Annotated in this window: 22 protein-coding genes; 20 read left to right on the forward strand and 2 right to left on the reverse strand. The window is 65.7% G+C overall.

Annotation, left to right across the window (positions count from 1 at the left end):
- Positions 1-13 precede the first annotated feature (13 nt).
- Together OIE68_RS38100 and OIE68_RS38105 are read right to left on the reverse strand one after the other, a co-directional pair.
- The gene (locus OIE68_RS38100; RefSeq protein WP_327095747.1) at positions 14-739 is read right to left on the reverse strand and encodes a DUF305 domain-containing protein; all 726 of its coding nucleotides are present in this window, start codon (positions 737-739) and stop codon (positions 14-16) included.
- Positions 740-1,648 (reverse strand): DUF3105 domain-containing protein, encoded by a 909-nt coding sequence (locus OIE68_RS38105; protein ID WP_327095748.1) that lies wholly within the window; start codon positions 1,646-1,648, stop codon positions 740-742.
- A gap of 112 nt (positions 1,649-1,760) precedes the next feature.
- On the opposite strand from OIE68_RS38105, the gene argS reads away from it, so the two are divergent.
- The 20 genes from argS (at position 1,761) to OIE68_RS38205 (ending at position 23,911) form a co-directional block, all read left to right on the forward strand.
- The gene (gene argS, locus OIE68_RS38110) at positions 1,761-3,419 is read left to right on the forward strand and encodes an arginine--tRNA ligase (protein ID WP_327095749.1); all 1,659 of its coding nucleotides are present in this window, start codon (positions 1,761-1,763) and stop codon (positions 3,417-3,419) included.
- A 64-nt stretch (positions 3,420-3,483) separates the two neighbouring features.
- On the forward strand, positions 3,484-4,902 hold the full coding sequence (gene lysA / locus OIE68_RS38115; protein WP_327095750.1) for a diaminopimelate decarboxylase: 1,419 nt from the start codon (positions 3,484-3,486) through the stop codon (positions 4,900-4,902).
- A complete protein-coding gene (locus OIE68_RS38120) occupies positions 4,899-6,308 on the forward strand; it encodes a homoserine dehydrogenase (RefSeq protein WP_327095751.1) in 1,410 nt (469 codons plus the stop codon). The genes lysA and OIE68_RS38120 overlap by 4 nt, the downstream gene beginning before the upstream one ends.
- An 83-nt stretch (positions 6,309-6,391) precedes the next feature.
- Positions 6,392-7,453, forward strand: coding sequence for a threonine synthase (thrC, locus tag OIE68_RS38125; RefSeq protein WP_327095752.1), 1,062 nt, complete (start codon positions 6,392-6,394; stop codon positions 7,451-7,453).
- Between the two features lie 25 nt (positions 7,454-7,478).
- Positions 7,479-8,435: a homoserine kinase gene (thrB, locus tag OIE68_RS38130; protein WP_327095753.1), complete on the forward strand. Its 957-nt coding sequence runs from the start codon at positions 7,479-7,481 to the stop codon at positions 8,433-8,435.
- A 344-nt stretch (positions 8,436-8,779) separates the two neighbouring features.
- Positions 8,780-10,849, forward strand: coding sequence for a transcription termination factor Rho (gene rho / locus OIE68_RS38135; protein WP_327095754.1), 2,070 nt, complete (start codon positions 8,780-8,782; stop codon positions 10,847-10,849).
- A 765-nt stretch (positions 10,850-11,614) separates the two neighbouring features.
- Positions 11,615-11,845, forward strand: coding sequence for a 50S ribosomal protein L31 (gene rpmE, locus OIE68_RS38140; protein ID WP_327095755.1), 231 nt, complete (start codon positions 11,615-11,617; stop codon positions 11,843-11,845).
- An 84-nt stretch (positions 11,846-11,929) separates the two neighbouring features.
- The gene (gene prfA, locus OIE68_RS38145) at positions 11,930-13,000 is read left to right on the forward strand and encodes a peptide chain release factor 1 (RefSeq protein WP_327095756.1); all 1,071 of its coding nucleotides are present in this window, start codon (positions 11,930-11,932) and stop codon (positions 12,998-13,000) included.
- A gap of 88 nt (positions 13,001-13,088) precedes the next feature.
- Positions 13,089-13,961: a peptide chain release factor N(5)-glutamine methyltransferase gene (gene prmC / locus OIE68_RS38150; RefSeq protein ID WP_327095757.1), complete on the forward strand. Its 873-nt coding sequence runs from the start codon at positions 13,089-13,091 to the stop codon at positions 13,959-13,961.
- A gap of 172 nt (positions 13,962-14,133) precedes the next feature.
- Positions 14,134-14,799 carry an L-threonylcarbamoyladenylate synthase gene (locus OIE68_RS38155; RefSeq protein WP_040687133.1) on the forward strand — a complete coding sequence of 222 codons (666 nt, stop codon included), beginning with the start codon at positions 14,134-14,136 and terminating at the stop codon, positions 14,797-14,799.
- Positions 14,800-14,839: 40 nt separating this feature from the next.
- A complete protein-coding gene (locus OIE68_RS38160; RefSeq protein ID WP_040687108.1) occupies positions 14,840-15,982 on the forward strand; it encodes a glycosyltransferase family 4 protein in 1,143 nt (380 codons plus the stop codon).
- 103 nt (positions 15,983-16,085) lie between these two features.
- Positions 16,086-16,541 carry a hypothetical protein gene (locus OIE68_RS38165; RefSeq protein WP_327095758.1) on the forward strand — a complete coding sequence of 152 codons (456 nt, stop codon included), beginning with the start codon at positions 16,086-16,088 and terminating at the stop codon, positions 16,539-16,541.
- Positions 16,542-16,786: 245 nt separating this feature from the next.
- On the forward strand, positions 16,787-17,635 hold the full coding sequence (atpB, locus tag OIE68_RS38170) for a F0F1 ATP synthase subunit A (protein ID WP_245567032.1): 849 nt from the start codon (positions 16,787-16,789) through the stop codon (positions 17,633-17,635).
- A 72-nt stretch (positions 17,636-17,707) separates the two neighbouring features.
- Positions 17,708-17,956 (forward strand): ATP synthase F0 subunit C, encoded by a 249-nt coding sequence (locus OIE68_RS38175; protein WP_040687112.1) that lies wholly within the window; start codon positions 17,708-17,710, stop codon positions 17,954-17,956.
- A 22-nt stretch (positions 17,957-17,978) separates the two neighbouring features.
- Positions 17,979-18,524 carry a F0F1 ATP synthase subunit B gene (locus OIE68_RS38180; RefSeq protein WP_419150622.1) on the forward strand — a complete coding sequence of 182 codons (546 nt, stop codon included), beginning with the start codon at positions 17,979-17,981 and terminating at the stop codon, positions 18,522-18,524.
- A gap of 19 nt (positions 18,525-18,543) precedes the next feature.
- Entirely contained in the window at positions 18,544-19,350 is an 807-nt protein-coding gene (locus OIE68_RS38185; RefSeq protein ID WP_327095759.1) for a F0F1 ATP synthase subunit delta, read from the forward strand.
- 49 nt (positions 19,351-19,399) lie between these two features.
- Positions 19,400-21,037, forward strand: a complete 1,638-nt coding sequence (gene atpA / locus OIE68_RS38190) for a F0F1 ATP synthase subunit alpha (protein WP_040687118.1) — start codon at positions 19,400-19,402, stop codon at positions 21,035-21,037.
- Positions 21,038-21,097: 60 nt separating this feature from the next.
- Entirely contained in the window at positions 21,098-22,069 is a 972-nt protein-coding gene (locus OIE68_RS38195; protein WP_327095760.1) for a F0F1 ATP synthase subunit gamma, read from the forward strand.
- Between the two features lie 18 nt (positions 22,070-22,087).
- Positions 22,088-23,530, forward strand: a complete 1,443-nt coding sequence (atpD, locus tag OIE68_RS38200) for a F0F1 ATP synthase subunit beta (RefSeq protein WP_063047772.1) — start codon at positions 22,088-22,090, stop codon at positions 23,528-23,530.
- Between the two features lie 6 nt (positions 23,531-23,536).
- A complete protein-coding gene (locus OIE68_RS38205) occupies positions 23,537-23,911 on the forward strand; it encodes a F0F1 ATP synthase subunit epsilon (protein WP_040687139.1) in 375 nt (124 codons plus the stop codon).
- Positions 23,912-23,939 lie beyond the last annotated feature (28 nt).

Genomic DNA, 23,939 nt, shown 5'->3' on the forward strand with positions numbered 1-23,939 from the left:
CCGACGCGATGGATCAGTTCTGCGGCAGTGGTTTCGCGTTGCGGGCGGTCAGCATCGTGGTTATGAGTTGTGATTCGCCCTGCTGGGTGGTCGCCATGGCGGCCGCGAGTGTGCGCACCGCGGTGGTTTCGGCCTGCTGGGCGGCGTATTCGGTCATCGAGAGCCCGCCCTGATGATGGCGCAGCATCAGCTGCAGGAACATCGTGTCCAGTGTGGGACCGGTGGCCTGGCGCAGCGCGGTCACCTCCGCGGTGGTCGCCATGCCCGGCATGGAAGCTGATGGGCCGGACATTGCGTGGTCGGTGGTGGCACCGGAATGCGAATGACCCGACTGTTCGGTCATCCAGCCCATATAGCCGTCCGCATTCTGGTTCGGTTTACCCCACATCTGCAGCCAGCCCTGCATCCGGCCGATCTGTTCCTGCTGGGTGGTCAGAATGTCGTAGGCCAGCCTGCGCACATCGTTGTCGGTGGAACCGATGAGCGCGATACCGGCCATTTCGACGGCTTGTGCGTGGTGTGCCGACATGTCTTGGCTGAATCCGATATCGACCGCGCCGGGATCGGGTTCGCTATTGCCGTCCAGCGGCAGCCGGGCCAGCACGCCGACCGCGAAGCCGATCAGCAGGACGCCGATCGCACCGAGCACCAGCAGCGGAGTGCGCTGCTGCCGCGCCTGCGCGGCGAAACCCGTGGAACCGCTCGCCACGTCCGGCTCGATTTCGGTATCCACGGGCATCTACTGACCTTCCGTCGGCTGGGTCGGAATTCCGGTGGGCACGCCGGGGATACTCGGCACACCCGGAATGCTCGGCATACCGGGCAGACCACCCGAGGCGCCGCCGAGTTCGGTCTGGTCCTGCGACAGGCCCTTACCGTCCATCGGCACCGCATCCGGTCCGGGCGGCGTCGGGTCGTACGGCGTCGGGTTGTTCGCGTCGAACGCGGGGTTCGAGCAACTCGCGCCCACCTCGGGGTAGGCGTATTGGTTCGCGCGCAAGGCGGTGATGAACTGGTTGACCCGCTTGTCGTCGGCGCTGTCCAGCTTCAGCTGATGCCCCCAGGACTGCAGCGATATCGCCGAGGTCAGTCCGGGGAACGGCGACATCAACGTGAACGGCTTACCTTCGACCTTCTGCTTCAGCGTGTCGATGCCCGCCGCGTCGACCTTGTCGGGGTTGTAGGCGATCCACACCGCACCGTGCTCGAGCGAATGCACCGCGTTCTCGACCCGGACCGGCTTGCCGTAGACCACGCCCATGCAGTTCGCCCAGACCTGATCGTGCGGACCGCCGAACGGCGGGGTCTGGTCGTACGCGACGCGCTGGTTACCCGAGATGTGCAGTCCAGCCGGGTAGTCCTTCTTGGTCACCCCGGCGATCTGATCCGACGGATCCTTCTTCTGCGCACTCGGCGTGAATTTCTCGAGTTCGGCCTTGTCCCGATACTTCGGCACCAGGCTGAACGCGAGCGCACCGATCAATGCGACGATCACCACGGCGGCTCCGATGACCAACCAGGGGATCTGGCGCTTCTTCAACGGGCCCTTGCCCATCGGAACCTTGCCGCCGCCCTTTTTCCGCGACGGTGCGACCTTCCCTGCGGCCCGGACGGCCTTGGCCGATTTGGCGCTCGTGCTGCTCGGCATAGCTCGCTGTGCTCTTTCCACGTATTGATCCACGGTGCTGGGTGGTTGCGGAGGGCTCCGCCGAGGTGCCCACTCGAGGCGTACACCTGCCCAGACCATAGGATAGAGACTCGTGACTCCAGCTGACCTTGCAGATCTCCTTCGCGCGACCGCGGCGAAGGTGCTTGTCGAACGTGGACTGGACCCTGCGGTCCTGCCCGACGAGGTCAACGTGGAGCGCCCCCGTAATCCGGAACATGGCGACTATGCCACGAATGTGGCCATGCAGGTAGGTAAGAAGGCCGGAACGAATCCGCGCGAGTTGGCGACCTGGCTGGCCGAGGCACTGGCCACCACGGACGCCATCGATACCGCCGAGGTCGCCGGTCCCGGCTTCCTCAACATCCGGCTCGCCGCCTCCGCGCAGGGCGCGATCCTGCAACAGGTATTGACCGCGGGCGCGGCCTACGGCACCTCGGACACCCTGAAGGGCACCCGGATCAATCTGGAATTCGTGTCGGCCAATCCGACCGGTCCGGTGCATCTCGGCGGCACCCGCTGGGCCTCCGTCGGTGATGCGCTCGGCCGCATTCTGGCCGCGCAGGGCGCCGCCGTGACCCGCGAGTACTACTTCAACGACCACGGCGCGCAGATCGACCGCTTCGCCAAATCCCTGGTTGCCGCCGCTACCGGCGCGCCGACCCCGGAGAACGGCTACGCGGGCGAATATATCGGCGAGATCGCCGCCGAGATCGTGGCCGCGCACCCCGAGGCGGCGACCCTGCCGGAAAACGAGCAGCTCGAACTTTTCCGCGTCGAGGGCGTCGAGTTGATGTTCGCCCAAATCAAGGAATCGCTGCACGAATTCGGCACCGATTTCGACGTGTACTTCAACGAGAGTTCGCTATTCGAATCCGGTGCGGTCGAACAGGCCGTCACCAAGCTCAAGAATTCCGGCGACCTCTACGAAAAGGACGGGGCCTGGTGGATCGCCAGCTCCGAATACGGTGACGATCAGGACCGCGTCGTTCTCAAGAGCGATGGCAATGCCGCCTATATCGCCGGTGATATCGCTTATTTCCAGAACAAACGCTCGCGCGGCTTCGATCTGTGCATCTACATGCTCGGTGCGGACCATCACGGCTATATCGGCCGTTTGAAGGCCGCCGCGGCGGCCTTCGGCGATGATCCGGCCACCGTCGAGGTGCTCATCGGGCAGATGGTGAATCTCGTCAAAGACGGTGTGGCCGTGCGAATGTCCAAGCGTGCGGGCACCGTGGTGACCCTCGACGATCTGGTCGAGGCGATCGGTGTCGACGCCTCCCGGTACTCGCTGGTGCGCAGCTCGGTGAACTCGAGCATCGATATCGACTTGAACCTGTGGACCAGTCAGAGCAACGAGAACCCGGTCTACTATGTGCAATACGCGCACGCCAGGACCGCGTCCATCGCGCGCAACGCGGTCGAATTCGAATACGACACGGTGACACCGGATTTCGGTCTGCTCACCGCCGATGAAGAGGGTGAACTCATCCGCACCATCGGCGAATACCCGCGCGCCGTCGCCAGCGCCGCGAGCCTGCGCGAACCGCACCGCGTCGCACGGTATCTGGAGGAACTGGCCGGTGCCTACCACCGGTTCCAGACCAATAAGAATCTGCGCGTACTGCCCCTCGGCGACGAACCCGTTACGCCGACCAATGCCGCCAGGCTGGCCCTGGCCAATGCCACCCGTCAGGTGCTGAGCAACGGCCTCGGGCTGCTCGGCGTTAGTGCACCGGAGCGAATGTAGTGAGTGAGCGCAGCGAGCGAACCATAGACACAGCGTCGGAGCCGAGCGTCAGCGAGGTGGAGTCGTGAGTGTCCACCCGGCCGGTCCTCGGCATGCAGATATTCCACACGCACCCAGCCTTGCGGAGCGTCCGAGCGATCCCAAGCAGATGATCGATCTGCCCGCGAATGTGTGGCCGCGCAACGCTTCTCGCGATGCCGAGGGCGTCGTACTGCTGGCCGGTGTGCCAGTGCGCGAGCTCGCCGAGCAGTTCGGCACCCCGCTGTTCGTGGTCGACGAGGACGACTTCCGTTCTCGCTGCCGCGATATGGTCGCCGCCTTCGGCCCGGACGCGCGAGTTCACTACGCCTCCAAGGCATTTCTGTGCGGTGAGATCGCCCGCTGGATTCGCGACGAGGGCCTTTCCCTCGATGTCTGCTCCGGCGGCGAACTGGCCGTCGCACTGCACGCGGGCTTTCCCGCGAACCGAATCGCATTGCACGGCAACAACAAATCGGTCGCCGAGCTGGCGGCCGCGGTCGAGGCGGGCGTCGGGCATGTGGTGGTCGACTCGCTGATCGAGATCGAGCGCCTGGAGGCCATCGCGGGCCGTGCCGGAGTCGTACAGGATGTGCTCGTCCGCGTCACTGTCGGCGTGGAAGCCCATACCCACGAATACATTTCGACCGCACATGAGGATCAGAAGTTCGGCTTCTCGATCGCGGGCGGGGATGCCATGGAGGCACTCGCCCGCGTCTTCGAGGCCGATAATCTCCGACTGGTCGGTCTGCACAGCCACATCGGTTCGCAGATCTTCGAAATCGATGGTTTCGAGATCGCTGCGCGCCGCATGCTCGGCCTGCTGCGCGAGGCCATCGACAAATTCGGCATCGAGCGCACCGCGCAGATCGCCACACTGGATCTCGGTGGCGGACTTGGCATTTCGTACCTGCCCAATGACGATCCGCCGCCGCTCGACGAATTCGCCGCGAGCCTGCGCAAGCTGGTCGCCACCGAGGCCAGCCGCGCCGGACTGCCCGAGCCGAAGATCGCCGTCGAACCCGGCCGCGCCATCGCCGGACCGGGCACCGTCACCCTCTACGAGGTCGGCACCATCAAGGACGTCTCGCTCGACGGCGGACTGCGCAGGCGCTATGTCAGCGTCGACGGCGGCATGAGCGACAATATCCGCCCCGCGCTGTATCAGGCCGACTACGACTGCCGCCTGGTTTCACGCTCCTCGGAGGCCGCGCCCGTGGTCGCGCGGGTCGTCGGAAAGCATTGCGAGAGTGGGGATATTGTCATCCGCGATACGTGGATGCCCGCCGATGTCGGCCCCGGCGATCTGGTCGCCGTCGCCGCGACCGGCGCGTACTGCTACTCGATGTCCAGTCGGTACAACCAGCTGACTCGGCCGGCGGTCGTCGCGGTGCGGGACGGTGTGCCGCGACTCATGCTGCGCCGGGAAACGGTGGCGGATCTGCTCAGCCTGGAGGTGCAATGAATTCAGTATCGCGTAGCGATTCCATCGGGGGTGGTGGTCGGGCGACGGGTGGGCCGGAGGCAGCGAAGTTCGGGGTATGGGGAACCGATCGTCCGATCGGGGTCGCGGTCCTCGGGATGGGCAATGTCGGCACCGAGGTGGTGCGCATTCTGCGCGACCACATCGATGATCTGCGTGCGCGCGTCGGTGCGCCGGTGGTGTTGCGCGGTGTCGCCGTGCGCAACCTGGACGCCGACCGCGGCATCCCGGCCGAACTGCTGACCACCGATGCCGACGCGCTGGTCGCCCGCGACGATGTCGATCTGGTGGTCGAGGTCATCGGCGGCATCGATCCGGCCCGCCGTCTCATCCTGGCCGCGCTCAACGCGGGCAAATCCGTGGTGACCGCCAATAAGGCCCTGCTGGCCGACTACACCGGCGAACTCGCCGCCGCCGCCGAGCGCAATCGCGCCGACCTGTATTTCGAGGCCGCCGTCGCCGGTGCGATCCCGGTGGTGCGCCCGCTGATCCAGTCGCTGTCCGGTGACCGGGTGAACAAGGTCGTCGGCATCGTCAACGGCACCACCAACTTCATCCTCTCCGCAATGGACGAGACCGGCGCCGACTACGGGATCACCCTCAAAGAGGCCACCCGCCTCGGCTACGCGGAGGCCGATCCGACCGCCGACGTCGAGGGTTACGACGCCGCCGCCAAGGCCGCGATCCTGGCCTCGCTGGCCTTCCACACCCGCGTGACCGCGGCCGATGTGTACCGCGAGGGCATTTCCAAGATCACCGCCGAGGATCTCGAGACCGCCTCGGCACTGGACTGCACGGTCAAACTGCTCGCCATCTGCGAGCGGGTCGCCGCCGGTCCGGGCGAACCGAGCCCGGAAGAGGGCGGTAAGGAGCGCGTCTCGGTGCGCGTCTACCCGGCCCTCATTCCACGCAAGCACCCCTTGGCCGCGGTCACCGGCGCATTCAACGCAGTGGTCGTCGAGGCGGAGAACGCCGGTCGGCTGATGTTCTACGGTCAGGGCGCGGGCGGTGCCCCGACGGCGTCGGCGGTACTCGGCGATCTGGTGATGGCGGCGCGCAATAAGTTCTTCGGTGGCCGCGCTCCGGGCGAGTCGGTTTATGCTGAGCTACCGATCGCGCCGATGGGCGATACGCCCACGCGCTACCACGTGAACCTGCAGGTCGCGGATCGACCCGGGGTGCTGGCCAAGGTGGCGGGCGAATTCGCCAACCATGAGGTGAGCATCTCGACGGTCCGTCAGGAAGGACACGGCGAGGGTGCGCGCTTGGTCGTGGTCACCCACCACGCGTCGGAGTCGGCGCTCGCGGACACCGTCGCCGCCCTGGCGGAAATGGAATCCGTCACATCTGTGACCAGCGTTCTGAGATTGGAAGGCACCAACGAATGACAACTGCATCGCGTAGCGATTCCGCGAGGGGCGGCGGTCGGGCGACGGGTGGGCATAGCACTGGCGTCGCACCGCAAGCAGGAGTGCATTCCCGGTGGCCCGGCCTGATCGCCGCCTACCGCGATCGCCTGGCGGGCGCCGCCGACTGGGAGCCGGTCACCCTGTACGAGGGCGGCACCCCGCTGGTGCCTGCACCGCACCTTTCGCAGCTGACCGGCTGTGATGTATATCTCAAGGTCGAGGGCCTGAATCCGACCGGGTCCTTCAAGGACCGCGGCATGACCATGGCCATCACCGACGCGAAGTACCGCGGGCAGAAGGCAGTGCTGTGCGCGTCCACCGGCAACACCTCGGCATCGGCCGCCGCCTACGCGACCCGGGCCGGAATGAGCTGTGCGGTGCTGATTCCGCAGGGCAAAATCGCCATGGGCAAGCTGGCCCAGGCCGTCATGCTCGGCGCGAAGATCATCCAGGTCGACGGCAATTTCGACGACTGTCTCGAGCTGGCGCGCAAGGTCACCGCGGAATTCCCGACCGTCGGTCTGGTGAATTCGGTGAATCCGGCCCGTATCGAGGGCCAGAAGACCGCCTCGTTCGAGATCTGCGATGTGCTCGGCAAGGCGCCCGACGTGCACGCCCTCCCGGTGGGCAATGCGGGCAATATCACCGCCTACTGGCGCGGTTACCGCGAGTACTACGCCGATGGCATCACCACCGGCCTGCCGCGCATGCTCGGTGTGCAGGCCGCGGGCGCCGCCCCGCTGGTCAACGGTGCCCCGGTCAAGGATCCGGAGACCATCGCCACCGCCATCCGGATCGGCGCGCCCGCGTCCTGGAACGGCGCGGTGGAGGCCAAGGAACAGTCCGACGGCGCCTTCCGCGCCGCCACCGACGAGGAGATCCTGGAGGCGTACCGACTGGTCGCCGCGACCGAGGGTGTTTTCGTCGAGCCCGCGTCGGCGGCCAGCATCGCCGGCCTGCTCGCCGCGCGCAAGGAAGGTTGGCTGGATTCCGGGCTGACCGTCGTGTGCACGGTGACCGGCAACGGCCTCAAGGATCCGGATAACGCGCTCGCGGGAATGCCACAGGTGCAGGCGATTCCGGTTGACCCGATCGCGGTCGCCCACGAACTCGAGCTGGCCTGAGTTGAATTCGCGCGAAAGCCAACTGATGACCAGGACGCTGCCCGCCGGTCTGTCCGTGACCGCGCGGGTGCCCGCGTCCAGTGCCAATCTCGGCCCCGGATTCGATTCGCTCGGTATGGCTTTGGGCATCTACGACGAGATCGAGGTGCGCACTACCGATTCCGGCCTTACCATCCGAGTGGAGGGCGAGGGCGCGGACGATGTGCCATGGGGCCCTTCACATCTCGTGGTGCGCGCGATCGAGCGCGGCCTGGAGGCGGCGGGCGTCTGGGCTGATGGCCTCGATGTGGTGTGCCGCAACGTAATTCCGCATTCGCGCGGTCTCGGTTCGTCGGCCTCGGCGGTGGTCGGCGGGCTCGCCGCGGGCTGCGGGCTCGCCGCGAAATTGGATCCGGCATTGGCCACCGGCAGTGACCAATTGGTCCAGCTCGCATCGGAATTCGAAGGTCATCCGGACAATGCCGCGGCCAGCGTGCTCGGCGGAATCGTGGTGTCCTGGACCGAAACCGCCGCGGACGCCGCCAGTGACGGTGCCGTGGCGCTCGATCACGGCCGCGTCTACCGTGCGGTGCGCCTCGATCCGCATCCCACGCTGCGTCCGGTGGTGCTGATTCCCGAAGAGCGCTCCTCGACCGCGCATACCCGCGGCCTGTTGCCCGAGGTCGTGCCGCATGGTGATGCCGCGTTCAATGTCAGTCGTGCCGCGCTCGCGGTCGTCGCCCTGACGCAACGTACCGACCTGCTCCTGCCCGCCACGGCCGATCGTCTGCATCAGGCCCAGCGCGCGCCCGCACTGCCGCTGACCACCGAATGGATCGCCCGGCTGCGTGCGGCCGGGATCGCGGCCACGGTATCCGGCGCGGGACCGACCGTACTGGCCTTGGGTACCAGTGAATTCCCCGCCGAACTCCGTGAACTCGCGGCAATAGACGGGCTCCGCGTGGTCGAGCCGGGACTTGCGGAAGGCGTCCAGGTCGACTGACGGCGCGTCTGCCTTGCCGAGGTTCCAGGTTGCCAGCTATCCTGAGCACGTCCGTACATCGTGCGCATCAGACGCCGGTGCTTCATCAGGGCAATCGCTCCAGCAGGCTCCAGGCTCGAGCCTCCAGGCCATGGGGGTGCTGCGTAGCTGCGCAACTGGAATGATCTCTCCCACCTTTCGGGACTGGTGGCGAAGCCTCCGGTCCGGCGGGGCAGGTGATACGGCAAAAAGCGCCGGTCCGAGCTTTGTGCTCGGCCCTCGCATCCGAGTCCGGCAGAACGCACGGACTGCGGGACGAAACCCTCGAAACAGCACACGGCAATCGAGGGAAGGAAAGGATTTCCGTGACAGATACGGACCTGCTCGCGACACCCGGGGTGGATTCCAACCCGGCAGGGGACCGCGAAAGTGACTCCGGACAGATTTCGAAGATGAGCGAACAAACCGACGTCGCACGATCGGGGCTGACTGGAATGCTGTTGCCGCAATTGCGCGCGCTCGCGGGGGAGCTCGGTATCCGAGGCACCTCCGGAATGCGCAAGGGCGATTTGATCGCCGCCATCAAGGAAAATCAGGCCGGAAAGTCGGCGAAGGCGGAAAAGTCCGCGCGTGGCGAGGTGAAGTCCGATGCGGACGCCGCCAAGGCGGCGCCGACGAAGGCCGAGCAGGGCACCCTCGACGTGACGCCCGCCGCTTCTGCCCCGGTGAAGGAGGCTCCCGCTCCGGCGAAGGAAGCCCAGATCAAGGACGCGCCGGCGAAACAGGCTGTCGCGAAGGATGCCGTCGCCGAATCCACAGCGCCGAAGGCCGCCGAGAAGTCTGCCGAGTCGAAGTCCGATCAGGCCGAGGCCGCGTCGGCGGAGACCACCGAGGATTCCGGTCGCGAGGGCGGTCAGCGCGGTCGCGGCAGGCAGCGTCGCGGTCGCGACCAGGCGCGCGCCGGTGGCGATGCCGCCACGGGTGAGGCCCGTGCCGACGAGCCCAAGCAGGAGCAGGAGCAGGGCGAACGCCGCCGCGAGCGCAATCAGGGCGGCGACCGAAACCAGAACGGCAGTGCCAATGGCGGCCGTGGCGGCGAGGGCGGCGGCCGTGGCGAGGCCAACCGTGGCGGTGAGGGCGGCGGCCGCGGGGATGCCAACCGTGGCGGTGACGAGGACGAGGGCGGTCGCGGACGGCGGGGACGCCGGTTCCGGGAACGTCGTCGTGGTCGCGACCGCGAGGGTGGCACCGGTGGCGGTGAGGCCCGCGAGCTCGAGATCCGCGAGGACGATGTCCTGCAGCCGGTCGCGGGCATCCTCGACGTGCTGGACAACTACGCCTTCGTGCGCACCTCCGGCTACCTGGCCGGACCGAATGACGTCTACGTGTCGATGAACCTGGTCCGCAAGAACGGCCTGCGCCGCGGTGACGCGATCACCGGTGCGGTGCGCGCCCCACGCGACGGTGAGCAGAGCAACCAGCGCCAGAAGTTCGATCCGCTGGTGCGGCTGGATACGGTCAACGGTGGTGAGGTCGACGCGGCCAAGCGGCGTCCCGAATTCGCCAAGCTCACCCCGCTGTACCCGAACCAGCGCCTGCGTCTGGAAACCCAGCCGAACAAGCTGACCACGCGCGTCATCGACCTGATCATGCCGATCGGTAAGGGCCAGCGCGCCCTGATCGTCTCCCCGCCCAAGGCCGGTAAGACGACGATCATGCAGGACATCGCGAACGCCATCGCCATCAACAACCCGGAGGTCTACCTCATGGTTGTGCTGGTCGACGAGCGTCCGGAAGAGGTCACCGATATGCAGCGTTCGGTGAAGGGCGAGGTCATCGCCTCGACCTTCGACCGTCCGCCGTCAGATCACACCTCGGTCGCCGAACTGGCCATCGAGCGCGCCAAGCGCCTGGTGGAAATGGGCAAAGACGTTGTGGTGCTGCTCGACTCGATCACCCGATTGGGCCGTGCGTACAACAACTCCTCGCCCGCCTCGGGCCGCATCCTCTCCGGTGGTGTCGACTCGACCGCCCTGTACCCGCCCAAGCGGTTCCTCGGCGCGGCGCGCAATATCGAGAACGGCGGCTCGCTCACCATCATCGCGACCGCGATGGTCGAGACCGGCTCCACCGGTGACACGGTGATCTTCGAGGAGTTCAAGGGCACCGGTAACGCCGAGCTCAAGCTGGACCGCAAGATCGCGGAACGGCGCGTGTTCCCGGCCGTCGACGTCAACCCGTCCGGTACTCGTAAGGACGAGCTATTGCTCAGCCCCGACGAGGCGGCGGTGCTGCACAAGCTGCGCCGCGTACTGTCCGGCCTGGACTCGCACCAGGCGATCGATCTGCTGATCGACCGTCTGAAGAAGTCCAAGAACAACCTCGAGTTCCTGATGCAGGTCAGCAAGACCGCACCGGGTGCGCTCGACGAGTGAATGAACGGGGGCTCCGCTCAGGCGGAGTCCCCGTACTTTTTGCGCACACGCCACTACTGACTTCCGCACATGGGTAACTCGTCGGGTACGCCCGGAACTGGAGGCCGCTGCCTGCCGCCGGTCCGCAACGGAGTTCTCCACGTACACGACGCCCGGCAAAAGGCGCGGGGAGGCGGGGGAGCGCCCTTTCGGTGTTCTGGGACTGAAGAAGGCCAGACCGATGCCTGCCGCGCCCGCGATCATGAAGGCCAGGATGATCGCCGTCGTGGCCGCCGAGCTCCCGGTGCTCGCGGCGGTATCATACTGTGCGGCAGTGGGTTTCGCGTAGGTGTAGGTGGTTTCCGGACTATCCGGAACGGCAAGCCAGCCGACCGCGACAGTGAGAATCAACGAAACGAAGACCGCCAATGCAATGCGGCTGTTCACAGGGTTCTCCTTTCTGTCTCGGCACGCCGACGTGCATCAGGCCTCAACTCTATGAACAGTTGTGTTCGTATCCACGAGTAGCGGACTACCCGAATTAAGGGTTCCGTAAGAACACGATCCCCGCGTGCCAGTAGTTCAATTGGCAATGAGACTTGGGGACTACCTAGGGCGGGGAACAAACCGGGGGCAGGGGGTGTTTTGGGAGCGTAACGGCTGTTCTGGCATACTGAGCGGTCGTTGCGTCTGCTCCGATGAGCAGGCCTCCCGCCTAAGTCGGCTCCGGTTCACGTCCTCGCTATCTGCGCGGGCGACCCGGCGGCCAATATCGAGAGGACATCCATGAAGGCAGGAATTCACCCGTCGTACGTCGAGACCACCGTCGTCTGTGGTTGCGGCAACACCTTCCAGACTCGCAGCACCAAGGAGTCGGGACACATCACCGTCGAGGTCTGCTCGCAGTGCCACCCGTTCTACACCGGCAAGCAGAAGATCCTCGACACCGGTGGTCGCGTGGCCCGCTTCGAGGCTCGCTACGGCAAGCGTGCCGGCAAGACGGCCGACGCAAAGTAGCTTCCTCGCCGACGCCCGGTCCTGCATTGCAGGCCGGGCGTCGGCGCTTTTGTGTGGCCAGTACGGATAACGAGAGGAAGCAGCGTGACGCAACCGTCCGCGATCGATGACATTCTGGCCGAGCACGCGGGCCTGGAGACGCAGCTCGCCGATCCGGCGCTGCACAACGATCCGGGCGCCGCGCGCCGGGTCGGCAAGCGGTTCGCCGAGCTGGCCCCGATCATGGCCACCTACAACAAGCTGAAGTCCGCCCGCGAGGATCTCGCCGCAGCGCAGGAACTCGCGGCCGACGACGCGTCCTTCGCCGCCGAGGTGCCGGACCTGGAACAACAGGTCACCGAGTTGGAGCAGACCCTCGCGGATCTGCTCGCCCCGCGCGACCCGCACGACGGCGACGATGTGGTGCTCGAGGTGAAATCCGGCGAGGGCGGCGAGGAATCGGCGCTGTTCGCCTCGGATCTGGCCCGGATGTATGTCCGCTATGCCGAGCGGCATGGCTGGAAGGTCGAGATTCTCGATGTGAACATCTCCGACCTGGGCGGCTACAAGGACGCGACCATCTCCATCAAGAGCCGTGACGCCGCGCGCGACGGTGTCTGGTCCCGCTTCAAATTCGAGGGCGGCGTGCACCGTGTCCAGCGGGTTCCGGTGACCGAATCGCAGGGCCGCATCCACACCTCGGCGGCCGGTGTACTGATCTACCCGGAGCCCGACGAGGTCGAAGAGGTGCAGATCGACGAATCGGATCTGCGCATCGACGTCTACCGCTCCTCCGGCAAGGGCGGCCAGGGCGTCAATACCACCGACTCCGCGGTCCGCATCACCCACCTGCCCTCGGGCATTGTGGTGACCTGCCAGAACGAGCGCTCCCAGCTGCAGAACAAGGCCCGCGCCATGCAGGTGCTCGCGGCTCGCCTGCAGGCGCTCGCCGAGGAACAGGCCGATCAGGAAGCCGCGGCCGGTCGTGCCAGCCAGATCCGCACGGTGGACCGCTCCGAGCGCATCCGCACCTACAACTTCCCGGAAAACCGCATCACCGATCACCGCATCGGCTTCAAGGCGCACAACCTGGATGCTGTGCTCGATGGTGATATGGACGCACTCCTGAACGCCCTCGGCAAGGCGGATCGCGCAGCCCGAATGGCCGCGGAATAATCGAGTCCTGACCGCTGGATCCTCGCCCGCGGCCCGCGATGCGAGTCTTCGAGCACCTACGACCGGTAAAGAAGAGGCGGACGAGCCCATGACGCGAGTGGCCTTGCGCCCCGCCATCAACCAGGCGGTGGAAACTCTGCGGGCAGCGGGTGTGCACAGTCCGCAGGCCGACGCTGAGCATCTGGCCGCGCACCTGCTCGGTGTCGAGCGGACCAGGCTGGCGCTCACCCCGCTGGTCGCGCCGGAGCTCCTCGAGGAATATCGCGCCCTGGTGGACCGGCGCGCGCAGCGTATTCCGCTGCAGCACCTGACCGGCACCGCGGTGATCGGCGAAATCGAGGTCGCGGTCGGCCCCGGCGTCTTCGTGCCGCGTCCCGAGACCGAGCTGCTGTTCGCCTGGGCATTGGCGCAATTGGAGGTGTTGCCGCACGATCACACACCGGTCGTCGTCGATCTGTGCACCGGTTCCGGTGCGCTGGCACTTGCCATTGCCCAGGCCCGTCCGGATGCGGACGTGCACGCGATCGAAATCGATCCCTCGGCCCTGCAATGGGCGCGCCGCAATGCTGATCTGCGCATTGCCGAGGGCGACACCCCGATCACCCTCTACGCCGACGATGTCACCGATCCGAATCTGCTCACCGATCTGAACGGCAAGGTCGATCTCGTCGTCGCCAATCCGCCGTACATTCCCGAAGGCGCCGAACTCGATCCCGAGGTCGCCGATCACGATCCGCATCTGGCCCTCTTCGGCGGTCCGGACGGGCTGGACGTCATTCGTCGGATGATCCCCACCATCACCCGCCTGCTTCGTCCCAGCGGCTCCTGCGCCATCGAGCACGACGACACCAACGGCTCCGATCTCGCTGCTCTGCTGGCCGAACAGGGTGATTTCACCGACATCGTCGAGCATCCCGACCTCGCGGGTAAGCCCCGTTTCGTCGCCGCAACCCGGAGCTGATCCGGTCCGCATCCCCACGCCGGCCAGTGTGCGGACCAACTCGTCGAGGCGAGTCGTAATGGTGGTTCTCGGGTGCTCGCAGAGCGTCCATTCGACTTGCCGCGCGATCACCGGAGGCAACCAACCCCCGCCGATGGTGGCATCGAGTGGCACGCGTGACAGGATGGTGGCCGTGAGTACCGTCTACGACTGCGCGGATCCCGACTCGCGCGCCGCCGGACTGACCGCGGCCACCAGTGCCCTGAAATCCGGTCGGCTGGTCGTACTGCCGACCGATACCTTGTACGGCCTGGCCGCCGACGCGTTCGATTCCACCGCGGTGAGCGATCTGCTTGCCGCCAAGCGGCGTGGTCGCGATATGCCGGTACCGGTGCTGGTCGGCTCCTGGCACACCATCGACGGTCTGGTGTTCTCGGTGCGCCCGCAGGCCCGCGAGCTGATCCGGGCATTCTGGCCCGGTGGGCTGAGTCTTGTTGTGCAGCAGGCGCCTTCGCTCGCCTGGGACCTCGGTGACACCCGTGGCACGGTCATGCTGCGGATGCCGCTGCACCCGGTCGCGCTGGAACTGCTGCGCGAGGTCGGACCGCTTGCGGTCTCCAGCGCCAATGTCTCCGGACAGCCACCCGCCAAGACCGCCGCCGAGGCGCGCGATCAGCTCGGCGATCTGGTCGGCGTCTATCTCGACGGCGGCCCGGCCGAACACGCGATCGCGTCCACCATCGTCGACCTCACCGCCGATCAGCCGCGGATCCTGCGCGCGGGCGCGGTACCGGTCGGCGATATCGCCGATGTGCTCGGAATGTCCCCTGAGGCGCTGACCAGCGTCGCGACGCGGTGACCTCGGGGTGCAGTGATCGTATGGCGGATCAGATAAACGGATGATCGGTTCGGGTGCGGTAGTTCCTTTGCGCGAGCTGCTGCTCGTGCTTCTCATCTCGGGCACGGTGACCTTCCTGGCCACCGGCGGAATTCGGGTACTCGCAATCGCCTTCGGCGCGGTGGCGGTGCCGCGCGAGCGCGATGTGCACGTCAAACCGATTCCGCGAATGGGCGGCGTCGGCATGTACGTCGGGGTGGTCGCGGCGGTACTGTTCGCGCACCAATTGCCCGCGCTGCGAAGGGGTTTCGATTACGCGCCGGATATTCCAGCGGTGCTGGTGGCGGCCACCCTCATCGTGCTCGTCGGCATCGTCGACGACCGCTGGGGCCTGGACGCGCTGACCAAATTCGCGGGCCAGGTCACCGCCGCCGGTGTGATGGCGGTGATGGGCCTGAGCTGGTACGTCATCTACAACCCGTTCAACGACACGACAGTGGTGCTGGACGCGCTGCAGGGCGGCCTGGTCACGGTCGGAATCACGGTGACGCTGGTCAACGCGATGAATTTCGTCGACGGCCTCGACGGTCTCGCGGCCGGGTTGGGCCTGATCTGCGCGGGTGCGGTCTTCGTATTCACGGTCGGCCTGCTCTACAGCCAGGGCGGTTCGGTCGACACATATCCGCCTGCCCTGCTCGCCGCCGCGCTCGCGGGCGCGTGCATGGGATTTCTGCCACACAATTTTTCGCCCGCCCGGATATTCATGGGTGATTCCGGTTCGATGTTGATCGGGCTCATGTTGGCTGCGGTGTCGACGGGCGCCTCGGGCCGCATCAATTTGGCAGGCTACGGACCTCGCGACATCGTCGGTCTGCTTTCGCCGCTGCTGCTCGTCGGTGCGGTGATGTTCATTCCCGTATTGGATCTGCTGTTGGCGATCGTGCGCCGGGTTCGGGCCGGTGTGAGTTTCTCGACACCGGACAAAATGCACTTGCATCACCGGCTGTTGCAGATCGGACATTCGCACCGTCGCGTTGTGCTGGTGATCTATTTATGGGTCGGCGTGCTCGCTTTCGGCGCCGTCGGCACTTCGCTGATCCATGATCGCCGGATTGTGGTGTTGATGATGGCGGGCGGGCTGGTTTTCGCGCTGGTGGTGACCGCCATACCGGGCCTGCGGCGCAAGGAGCCCGCGGATTCGTAAAGCAAGCTCCAGGTAAAGTTCGGGTCGTGAGTGAGCGAAGCGAGCGAACAATAAACACAGCGTCCAGAGGAACGACGGAGCCGAGCGCCAGCGAGGCGCAGTCGTGAGTCTCACCAACCCCGTCCCCGGTCCAGATGCACCGCTGAAGGCGGCGCTGCGCTACGGCGTGATCGGTTTGGCCGTGTTGGTGGTGGTCTCGGTGGCCATCGCCTCGGCCGTCGCGGGCCTTTCCGGACTCTGGGGCGCACTGCTCGGCGCGGCCATCGGCGGCGGCTTCATTCTCACTACCGCGGCCGTCGTGCTGTTCGGCGCGAAGCTGCCTGCGAGCACCGCGGGCCTGGTCATGCTGGTGAGTTGGGTGGGCAAGTTGCTGGTCGCGATGATCGTGATCGCGGTGCTGCAGCGGTTCGACTTCTACGACCGGATGGCACTATTCCTGACCGTGGTCGGGTCCTTGCTCATCGTGCTCGGCGCGGAGACGTATGGCGTTCTGCGCCAGAAGGTTCCGTATGTAAACGTACCGACCGGTGAGTCCGATTTGCCCTCTGCGCAGCAATAATCGCCCCCACCTACACGCTGTCGTAGATAACTTGGTAAAGTGTTGGTAAGCAAGCGACCAAGCAAGGGGGGATCACCGAGATCCCGCTGAGTGGCAGCTATGCTTACTGCCGTGCCGGGCTCCGAGGGGTTCCGGTTCTGCATGTCGACGAATGTCGCCGACACTACGTACAGACGCCCATGCGGGTTGCCGCACAGCTGCTGACGAATTTTCGAGCCGACCTGAGTCGACCCAATTGATCGTCAATGTCCGATCGAACCGCGGGAATGACCGTACCCGCGGCCCGAACACGGGAGAGAACGCTGAGCGTCACCACTTTGGCGGGCGAGTTCCACGCGCCATCGCTGTCCGACTTCTTCCCTCCAGCAGTGCTGTTCGAGGGTACGCCGTTCGAACTCGACCGTTTGATGCTGATCCGGCTGTTGATGACCGCCGTGCTGGTGCTCGTCATGGTGCTGGCATTCCGCAATCCTCGCATCGTCCCGCGCGGTCTGCAGAACATCGCCGAAACCGGTTTGGTGTTCGTCAAGGATCAGATTGCCGAAGAGGTGCTCGGTAAAGAATCCGGTCGCAAGTACCTCCCGTTGATCGCGACGATCTTCTTCACGGTTCTCTTTCTCAACTTCTCCGGCATCATTCCGGGGCTGAACATCTCGTCGAACGCCCGAATCGGCATGCCGCTGGTGCTGGCCCTCATCGCGTACCTCGCATTCAACTTCGTGGGTATCAAGAAGTACGGGTTCGTCACCTACATGCGCAGCAGCATCGTCGTTCCGAATGTTCCGCCCGCATTGCACGTGTTGCTGATTCCGATCGAGTTCGTCTCGACGTTCATCCTGCGTCCGTTCACGCTGACCGTCCGACTCATGGCCAACATGCTGGCCGGTCACATCATGCTGGTGCTGTTCTTCAGCGCCACCTGGTTCTTCTTGTTCGACGCCGCGGCCTGGATGAAGGTGTTCTCGCCGTTCTCGCTGCTGGCCGGACTCGGGTTCACGCTGTTCGAAATGCTGGTCATCTTCCTGCAGGCCTACGTCTTCGCCCTGCTGACCGCTGTTTACATCGGACTCGCACAACACGCTGATTCGCACTGACCGAACAACTACCGGATATCTGCTACACCACGCCGCCCGGCGGGTGTGCAACAGAAAGGGAATGGAAGACTCATGAGCCTCGCGTACCTGGCCCAGGAAGCCGCGACCACGTCGGAGAAGTTCAAGGGCTTCGGCGCCATCGGCTACGGCCTGGCCGCCATCGGCCCGGGCATCGGCGTAGGCATCGTCGTCGGTAAGGCCATCGAGGGTATTGCCCGTCAGCCCGAGCTGCAGGGCACCATCCGCACCAACATGTTCCTCGGTATCGCGTTCACCGAGGCCCTCGCCCTGATCGGCCTTGTGGCCGGCTTCATCTTCTGAGATTGCTATGAGCACGCTTTCTATGCTCGCCGCGGAGACAGGGGAGGACATCAATCCCCTCATCCCCGAGACCTACGACATTGTCTGGTCGGTGGTCTGCATTGCGATCATCGGCGTCATTTTCTACAAGTACGTCATCCCGCGCCTCATCAAGGTGTTGGATGAACGTGCGGACAGGATCGAGGGTGGAATCCAGCGGGCCGAGGCCGCGCAGGAAGAAGCCCAGCTGACGCTGCAGCAGTACCAGCAGCAGTTGGCCGACGCCCGGCTCGAGGCCGCGCGCATCCGCGAGGACGCACGCACCCAGGGCCAGCAGATCCTCGCGCAGATGCGCGCGGAAGCACAGGCCGAAAGCGACCGCATCGTCGCTGCCGGTCACAGCCAGCTGGAAGCTCAGCGCCAGCAGATCCTGACCGAGCTGCGCGCCGAAGTCGGCAAAACTGCCGTCGATTTGGCCGAAAAGATTATCGGACAGTCGGTTTCGGACGAAGCTAAGCAAGCGGCATCGATCGACCGGTTCCTGTCCGAACTCGATCAGTCGGATGCCGGCATCGGGGTCGGAAGGTAGCGACGCGAAAGTGAGAAGCATGTACGCAGCGAGCCGCGAGGCAAGCTCCCGGGCACGGGAGGCACTTCGGGCCGCTCTGACCGGAAGCGACAGTGTTGCGGCCACAACGGGGTCGGAACTGTTCGCCGTTGTCGCCGTGCTGGATGACCAGCGTTCGCTGCGTGTTGCGCTCGCGGACGTGTCGGTGCCCGGCTCGGTGCGCGCCGAACTCAGCGAGCGGGTCTTCAGCGGCAAGGTCAGCCCCGCCACCTTGGCGGTGCTGACCACCGCGGTGGCCCAGAACTGGTCGCGCACCGCCGATTTGGTCGACACCCTGGTGTTGCTCGGCCAGGAGGCGTTGCTGGAGTCCGCCGCCGACAGCGGACGACTCGGGGCGGTCGAGGACGAATTGTTCCGGCTCGGCCGGATCATCGGCGACAATCCCGAACTGGAGCAGGCACTTTCGGATCGTGCGAAGCCCGCCGTGGCCAAGCGCGAACTGATCGACCGGCTGCTCGCGGGCAAGACCGAGACCATCACCCAGACCCTGGCGGATCAGGTGGTCACCCGGTCGACGAATATCGGCGGCGCGTTCGGCGAGCTGTCCGATCTCGCGGCCGCGCGGCGCGATCAGATCGTCGCGCATGTGCGTGCCGCGGTCGCGCTGACCGACCAGCAGCGCGACCATCTCGGGGCGTCGTTGCAGCGCATCTACGGCAAGCCGGTCACGGTGCACGTGCAGGTCGATCCGAGTCTGCTGACCGGCGTCGTGGTGCAGGTCGGCGACGACCTGATCGACGGCAGCGCCACCGGCCGCTTGGAACGGCTGCGTCGGGCTCTGGCCTGACGATCCACCTCCCCCGACATCCAGACCAGACAGCGAGAGCAGGAAGACTATGGCGGAGCTGACGATCTCCACCGATGAGATCCGTAGCGCGATCGAGAGCTACACCCAGAGCTACACCCCGGAAACCTCCATCGAAGAAGTCGGTGTTGTCACCGACTGCAGCGACGGCATCGCGCACGTCAGTGGCCTGCCCTCGGCGATGGCCAATGAATTGCTCGAGTTCCCGGGTGGTGTGCTCGGCGTCGCGCTGAACCTCGAGGACCGCGCGATCGGTGCGGTTATCCTCGGTGAGTTCGCGGAAATCGAAGAGGGCCAGCAGGTTCGCCGCACCGGCGACGTGCTCTCGGTCCCCGTCGGTGACAAGTTCCTCGGCCGCGTGGTCAACCCGCTCGGCCAGCCGATCGACGGCCTCGGCGAGATCGAGGCCGAAGAGCAGCGCGTGCTCGAGCTGCAGGCCGCGACCGTGCTGCAGCGTCAGCCGGTCGAGGAGCCGCTGGCCACCGGCATCACCGCCATCGACGCCCTGACCGCCATCGGTCGTGGTCAGCGTCAGCTGATCATCGGCGACCGCAAGACCGGTAAGACCGCGGTCTGCATCGACGCGATCCTGGCGCAGAAGGCGAACTGGGAGACCGGCGACCCGAACAAGCAGGTTCGCTGCATCTACGTCGCGATCGGCCAGAAGGGTTCCACCATCGCGGGTGTGAAGACTGCGCTGGAATCGCACGGTGCGATGGAGTACACCACCATCGTCGCGGCCCCCGCCTCGGACTCGGCCGGCTTCAAATGGCTTGCGCCCTACACCGGTTCGGCGATCGGCCAGCACTGGATGTACCAGGGCAAGCACGTCCTGATCGTGTTCGACGACCTGACCAAGCAGGCCGAGGCCTACCGCGCCATCTCGCTGCTGCTGCGTCGTCCGCCGGGCCGCGAGGCGTACCCGGGTGACGTCTTCTACCTGCACTCGCGTCTGCTGGAGCGTTGCGCGAAGCTGTCCGACGAGATGGGCGCCGGCTCGATGACGGGTCTGCCGATCATCGAGACCAAGGCCAACGACATCTCGGCGTTCATCCCGACCAACGTCATCTCCATCACCGACGGCCAGGTCTTCCTCGAGTCCGACCTGTTCAACAAGGGTGTCCGCCCGGCGATCAACGTCGGTACCTCGGTCTCCCGTGTCGGTGGCGCCGCTCAGACCAAGGGCATGAAGAAGGTCGCCGGTTCGCTGCGTCTGGAAATGGCGCAGTACCGCGAGCTGGAGGCGTTCTCCGCCTTCGCCTCCGACCTCGACGCCGCGTCGCTGGCACAGCTGGAGCGCGGTGCCCGCTGGGTCGAGCTGCTCAAGCAGGACCAGTACTCGCCGGTTCCGGTCGAGGACCAGATCGTCTCGATCTTCCTGGTCGATGCCGGCTACTTCGACTCGGTTCCGGTCGCCGACATCCGTCGCTTCAACGTGGAACTGCTCGAGGATCTGCACCGCAGCGCGGCCGACGCCTTCAAGTCGATCGAGGGCGGCAAGGTCCTCGACAACGAGAACGGCGATGCCATCAAGGCGGCCACCGACAAGTTCAAGCAGGGCTTCCTCGCTTCCGACGGCTCGCGCGTCGTGAACGAGGCCGCCGCCGGTGAGCTCGACCACGAAGAGGTCGAATCGCTGTCGGTGACCCGCAAGCACGTCGAGAAGTAGTCGAGCGGCTGATGCGCTATTCGATTCTCACGAATGAACTGAAGGGAGTGTGAACCGCTGATGGCAAGCTTGCGTGAATTGCGCTCCCGCATTCGTGGTGTGAGTTCGATCAAGAAGATCACCAAGGCCCAGGAGCTGATCGCGACCTCGCGAATCTCCAAGGCCCAGGCCAGGGTTGCGGCCGCGAAGCCGTTCGCCGAGGAGATCACCAAGGTTCTCGGCGAACTGGCGAGTGCCTCGACGAATCTGTCGCACCCGCTGCTGACCGAGCGGGCCAATCCTCGCCGCGCCGCCGTCCTGGTGATCACCAGTGACAGCGGTATGTGCGGTGGCTACAACTCCAACGTGCTCAAGCGCGCCGAGGAGCTCATGGTCACCCTGCGTGGCGAGGGCAAGGAGCCGGTGCTGTACGTGATGGGCAACAAGGGCCTTACGTACTACACCTTCCGGAATCGGCCGGTGGTCAACGCGTGGACCGGGTTCTCCCAGCAGCCGAAGTACAACGATGCCACGGCCGCGTGCCACCACCTGGTGGACGCGTTCATGGCGGGCTCCGAGGCTGAGGTTCCGGCCCCGAACGGGGTGGGCAATATCGAGGGCGTCGACGAGTTGCACATCGTGTACACCCGTTTCGTCTCGATGCTGACCCAGACCCCCGAGGTTCGTCGCCTGGCGCCGATCCAGGTCAGCTATGTCGACGAAGACTACGACATGGGTGAGGACAGCTTCACCGACTCGCCGACTGCGGAACTCACCGCGCAGTACGAGTTCGAGCCCGATGCCGATGTGCTGCTGGCGGCGCTGCTGCCCAAGTACATCAACACGCGCATCTACTCATCGTTGCTCGAGGCAGCGGCATCCGAGTCCGCGGCTCGGCGCACCGCAATGAAGGCAGCCACCGACAACGCCAACGAACTGGCCAATGTGCTTACCCGGCAGGCGAATTCGGTGCGGCAGGCCCAGATCACGCAGGAAATCAGCGAAATCGTCGGCGGCGTGAACGCGCTGGCTTCGAGCTCGGACCGCGACTAAAGGCGCAGGAAGAGAAAAATGACCGCAGCAGTCACACAAGAGAGCCGGACCGGCGCGAAAACAGGTCGCGTCGTCCGCGTCATCGGCCCCGTCGTGGACGTCGAGTTCCCGCGGGGTTCCATCCCTGAGCTGTTCAACGCTCTGCACGCCGAGATCACCCTGACCTCGGTTGCCAAGACCCTGACCCTCGAGGTCGCCCAGCACCTCGGTGACAACATCGTGCGCACCATCTCGATGCAGCCCACCGATGGTCTGGTCCGTGGCGCCACTGTCACCGATACCGGCAAGCCGATCTCGGTGCCCGTCGGCGACATCACCAAGGGCCACGTGTTCAACGCCCTCGGCGACTGCCTCGACACCCCGGGCCTCGGCCGCGACGGCGAGCAGTGGGGCATCCACCGCAAGCCTCCGTCATTCGACCAGCTCGAGGGTAAGACCGAGATCCTGGAGACGGGCATCAAGGTCATCGACCTGCTGACCCCGTACGTGAAGGGCGGCAAGATCGGTCTGTTCGGTGGTGCCGGTGTCGGCAAGACCGTGCTGATCCAGGAGATGATCACCCGTATCGCGCGGGAGTTCTCCGGCACCTCGGTGTTCGCCGGCGTCGGTGAGCGCACCCGTGAGGGCACCGACCTGCACCTGGAAATGGAAGAGATGGGCGTCCTACAGGACACCGCCCTCGTCTTTGGCCAGATGGACGAGCCGCCGGGCACCCGTATGCGCGTCGCGCTCTCGGCCCTGACCATGGCCGAGTACTTCCGCGACGTGCAGCACCAGGACGTGCTGCTGTTCATCGACAACATCTTCCGGTTCACCCAGGCCGGTTCCGAGGTGTCGACCCTGCTCGGCCGCATGCCTTCGGCCGTCGGTTACCAGCCCACGCTGGCCGACGAGATGGGTGAGCTGCAGGAGCGCATCACCTCGACCCGTGGTCGGTCCATCACCTCGCTGCAGGCCATCTACGTGCCCGCCGACGACTACACCGACCCGGCCCCGGCGACCACCTTCGCCCACCTCGATGCGACGACCGAGCTCTCCCGCCCGATCTCGCAGAAGGGCATCTACCCGGCCGTCGACCCGCTGACCTCGACCTCCCGCATCCTGGAGGCCTCGATCGTCGGTGCGGAGCACTTCCGGGTCGCCAACGAGGTGAAGCGGATCCTGCAGAAGTACAAGGAACTGCAGGACATCATCGCCATCCTCGGCATGGACGAGCTCTCCGAAGAGGACAAGGTCCTCGTCGGCCGGGCCCGTCGTCTGGAGAAGTTCCTCGGCCAGAACTTCATCGTGGCCGAGAAGTTCACCGGCCAGCCGGGCTCCGTGGTGCCGCTGACCGACACCATCGAGGCGTTCGACCGCGTCTGCAAGGGCGAGTTCGACCACTTCCCGGAGCAGGCGTTCAACTCCTGCGGTGGTCTCGACGACGTCGAGGCGGCCGCGAAGAAGATCGCCGGAAAGTAGTCACCCATGGCGGAGATGTCAGTTGATCTGGTCGCCGTCGAACGTTTGCTCTGGTCCGGCCAGGCGACGTTCGTCAGCGCGCAGACCACCGAAGGTCAGATCGGCATCATGGCGGGTCACGAGCCGCTGCTCGGCCAGCTGGTCGAGGGCGGCATCGTGAGCATCGTGCCCACCGAGGGTGAGCGGATCACCGCGGCGGTGCACGGTGGGTTCTTCTCGGTGACCGCGACCTCGGTCCGGGTGCTGGCCGAATCCGCGGAGTTCGCCGATGAGATCGACGTCGAGGCGGCCCGTCGGGTGCTGGCCGACGCCGATGCCTCCGAGGAAGCGAAGATCGCGGCCCAGGGCCAGGTGCGCGCGGTCGAAGAGGCGAAGGCGTAGTACCGCACCAGGATTGGGTACGACCCGA

This window comes from Nocardia vinacea (assembly GCF_035920345.1).
GTDB classification, from domain to species: Bacteria; Actinomycetota; Actinomycetes; order Mycobacteriales; family Mycobacteriaceae; genus Nocardia; species Nocardia vinacea_A.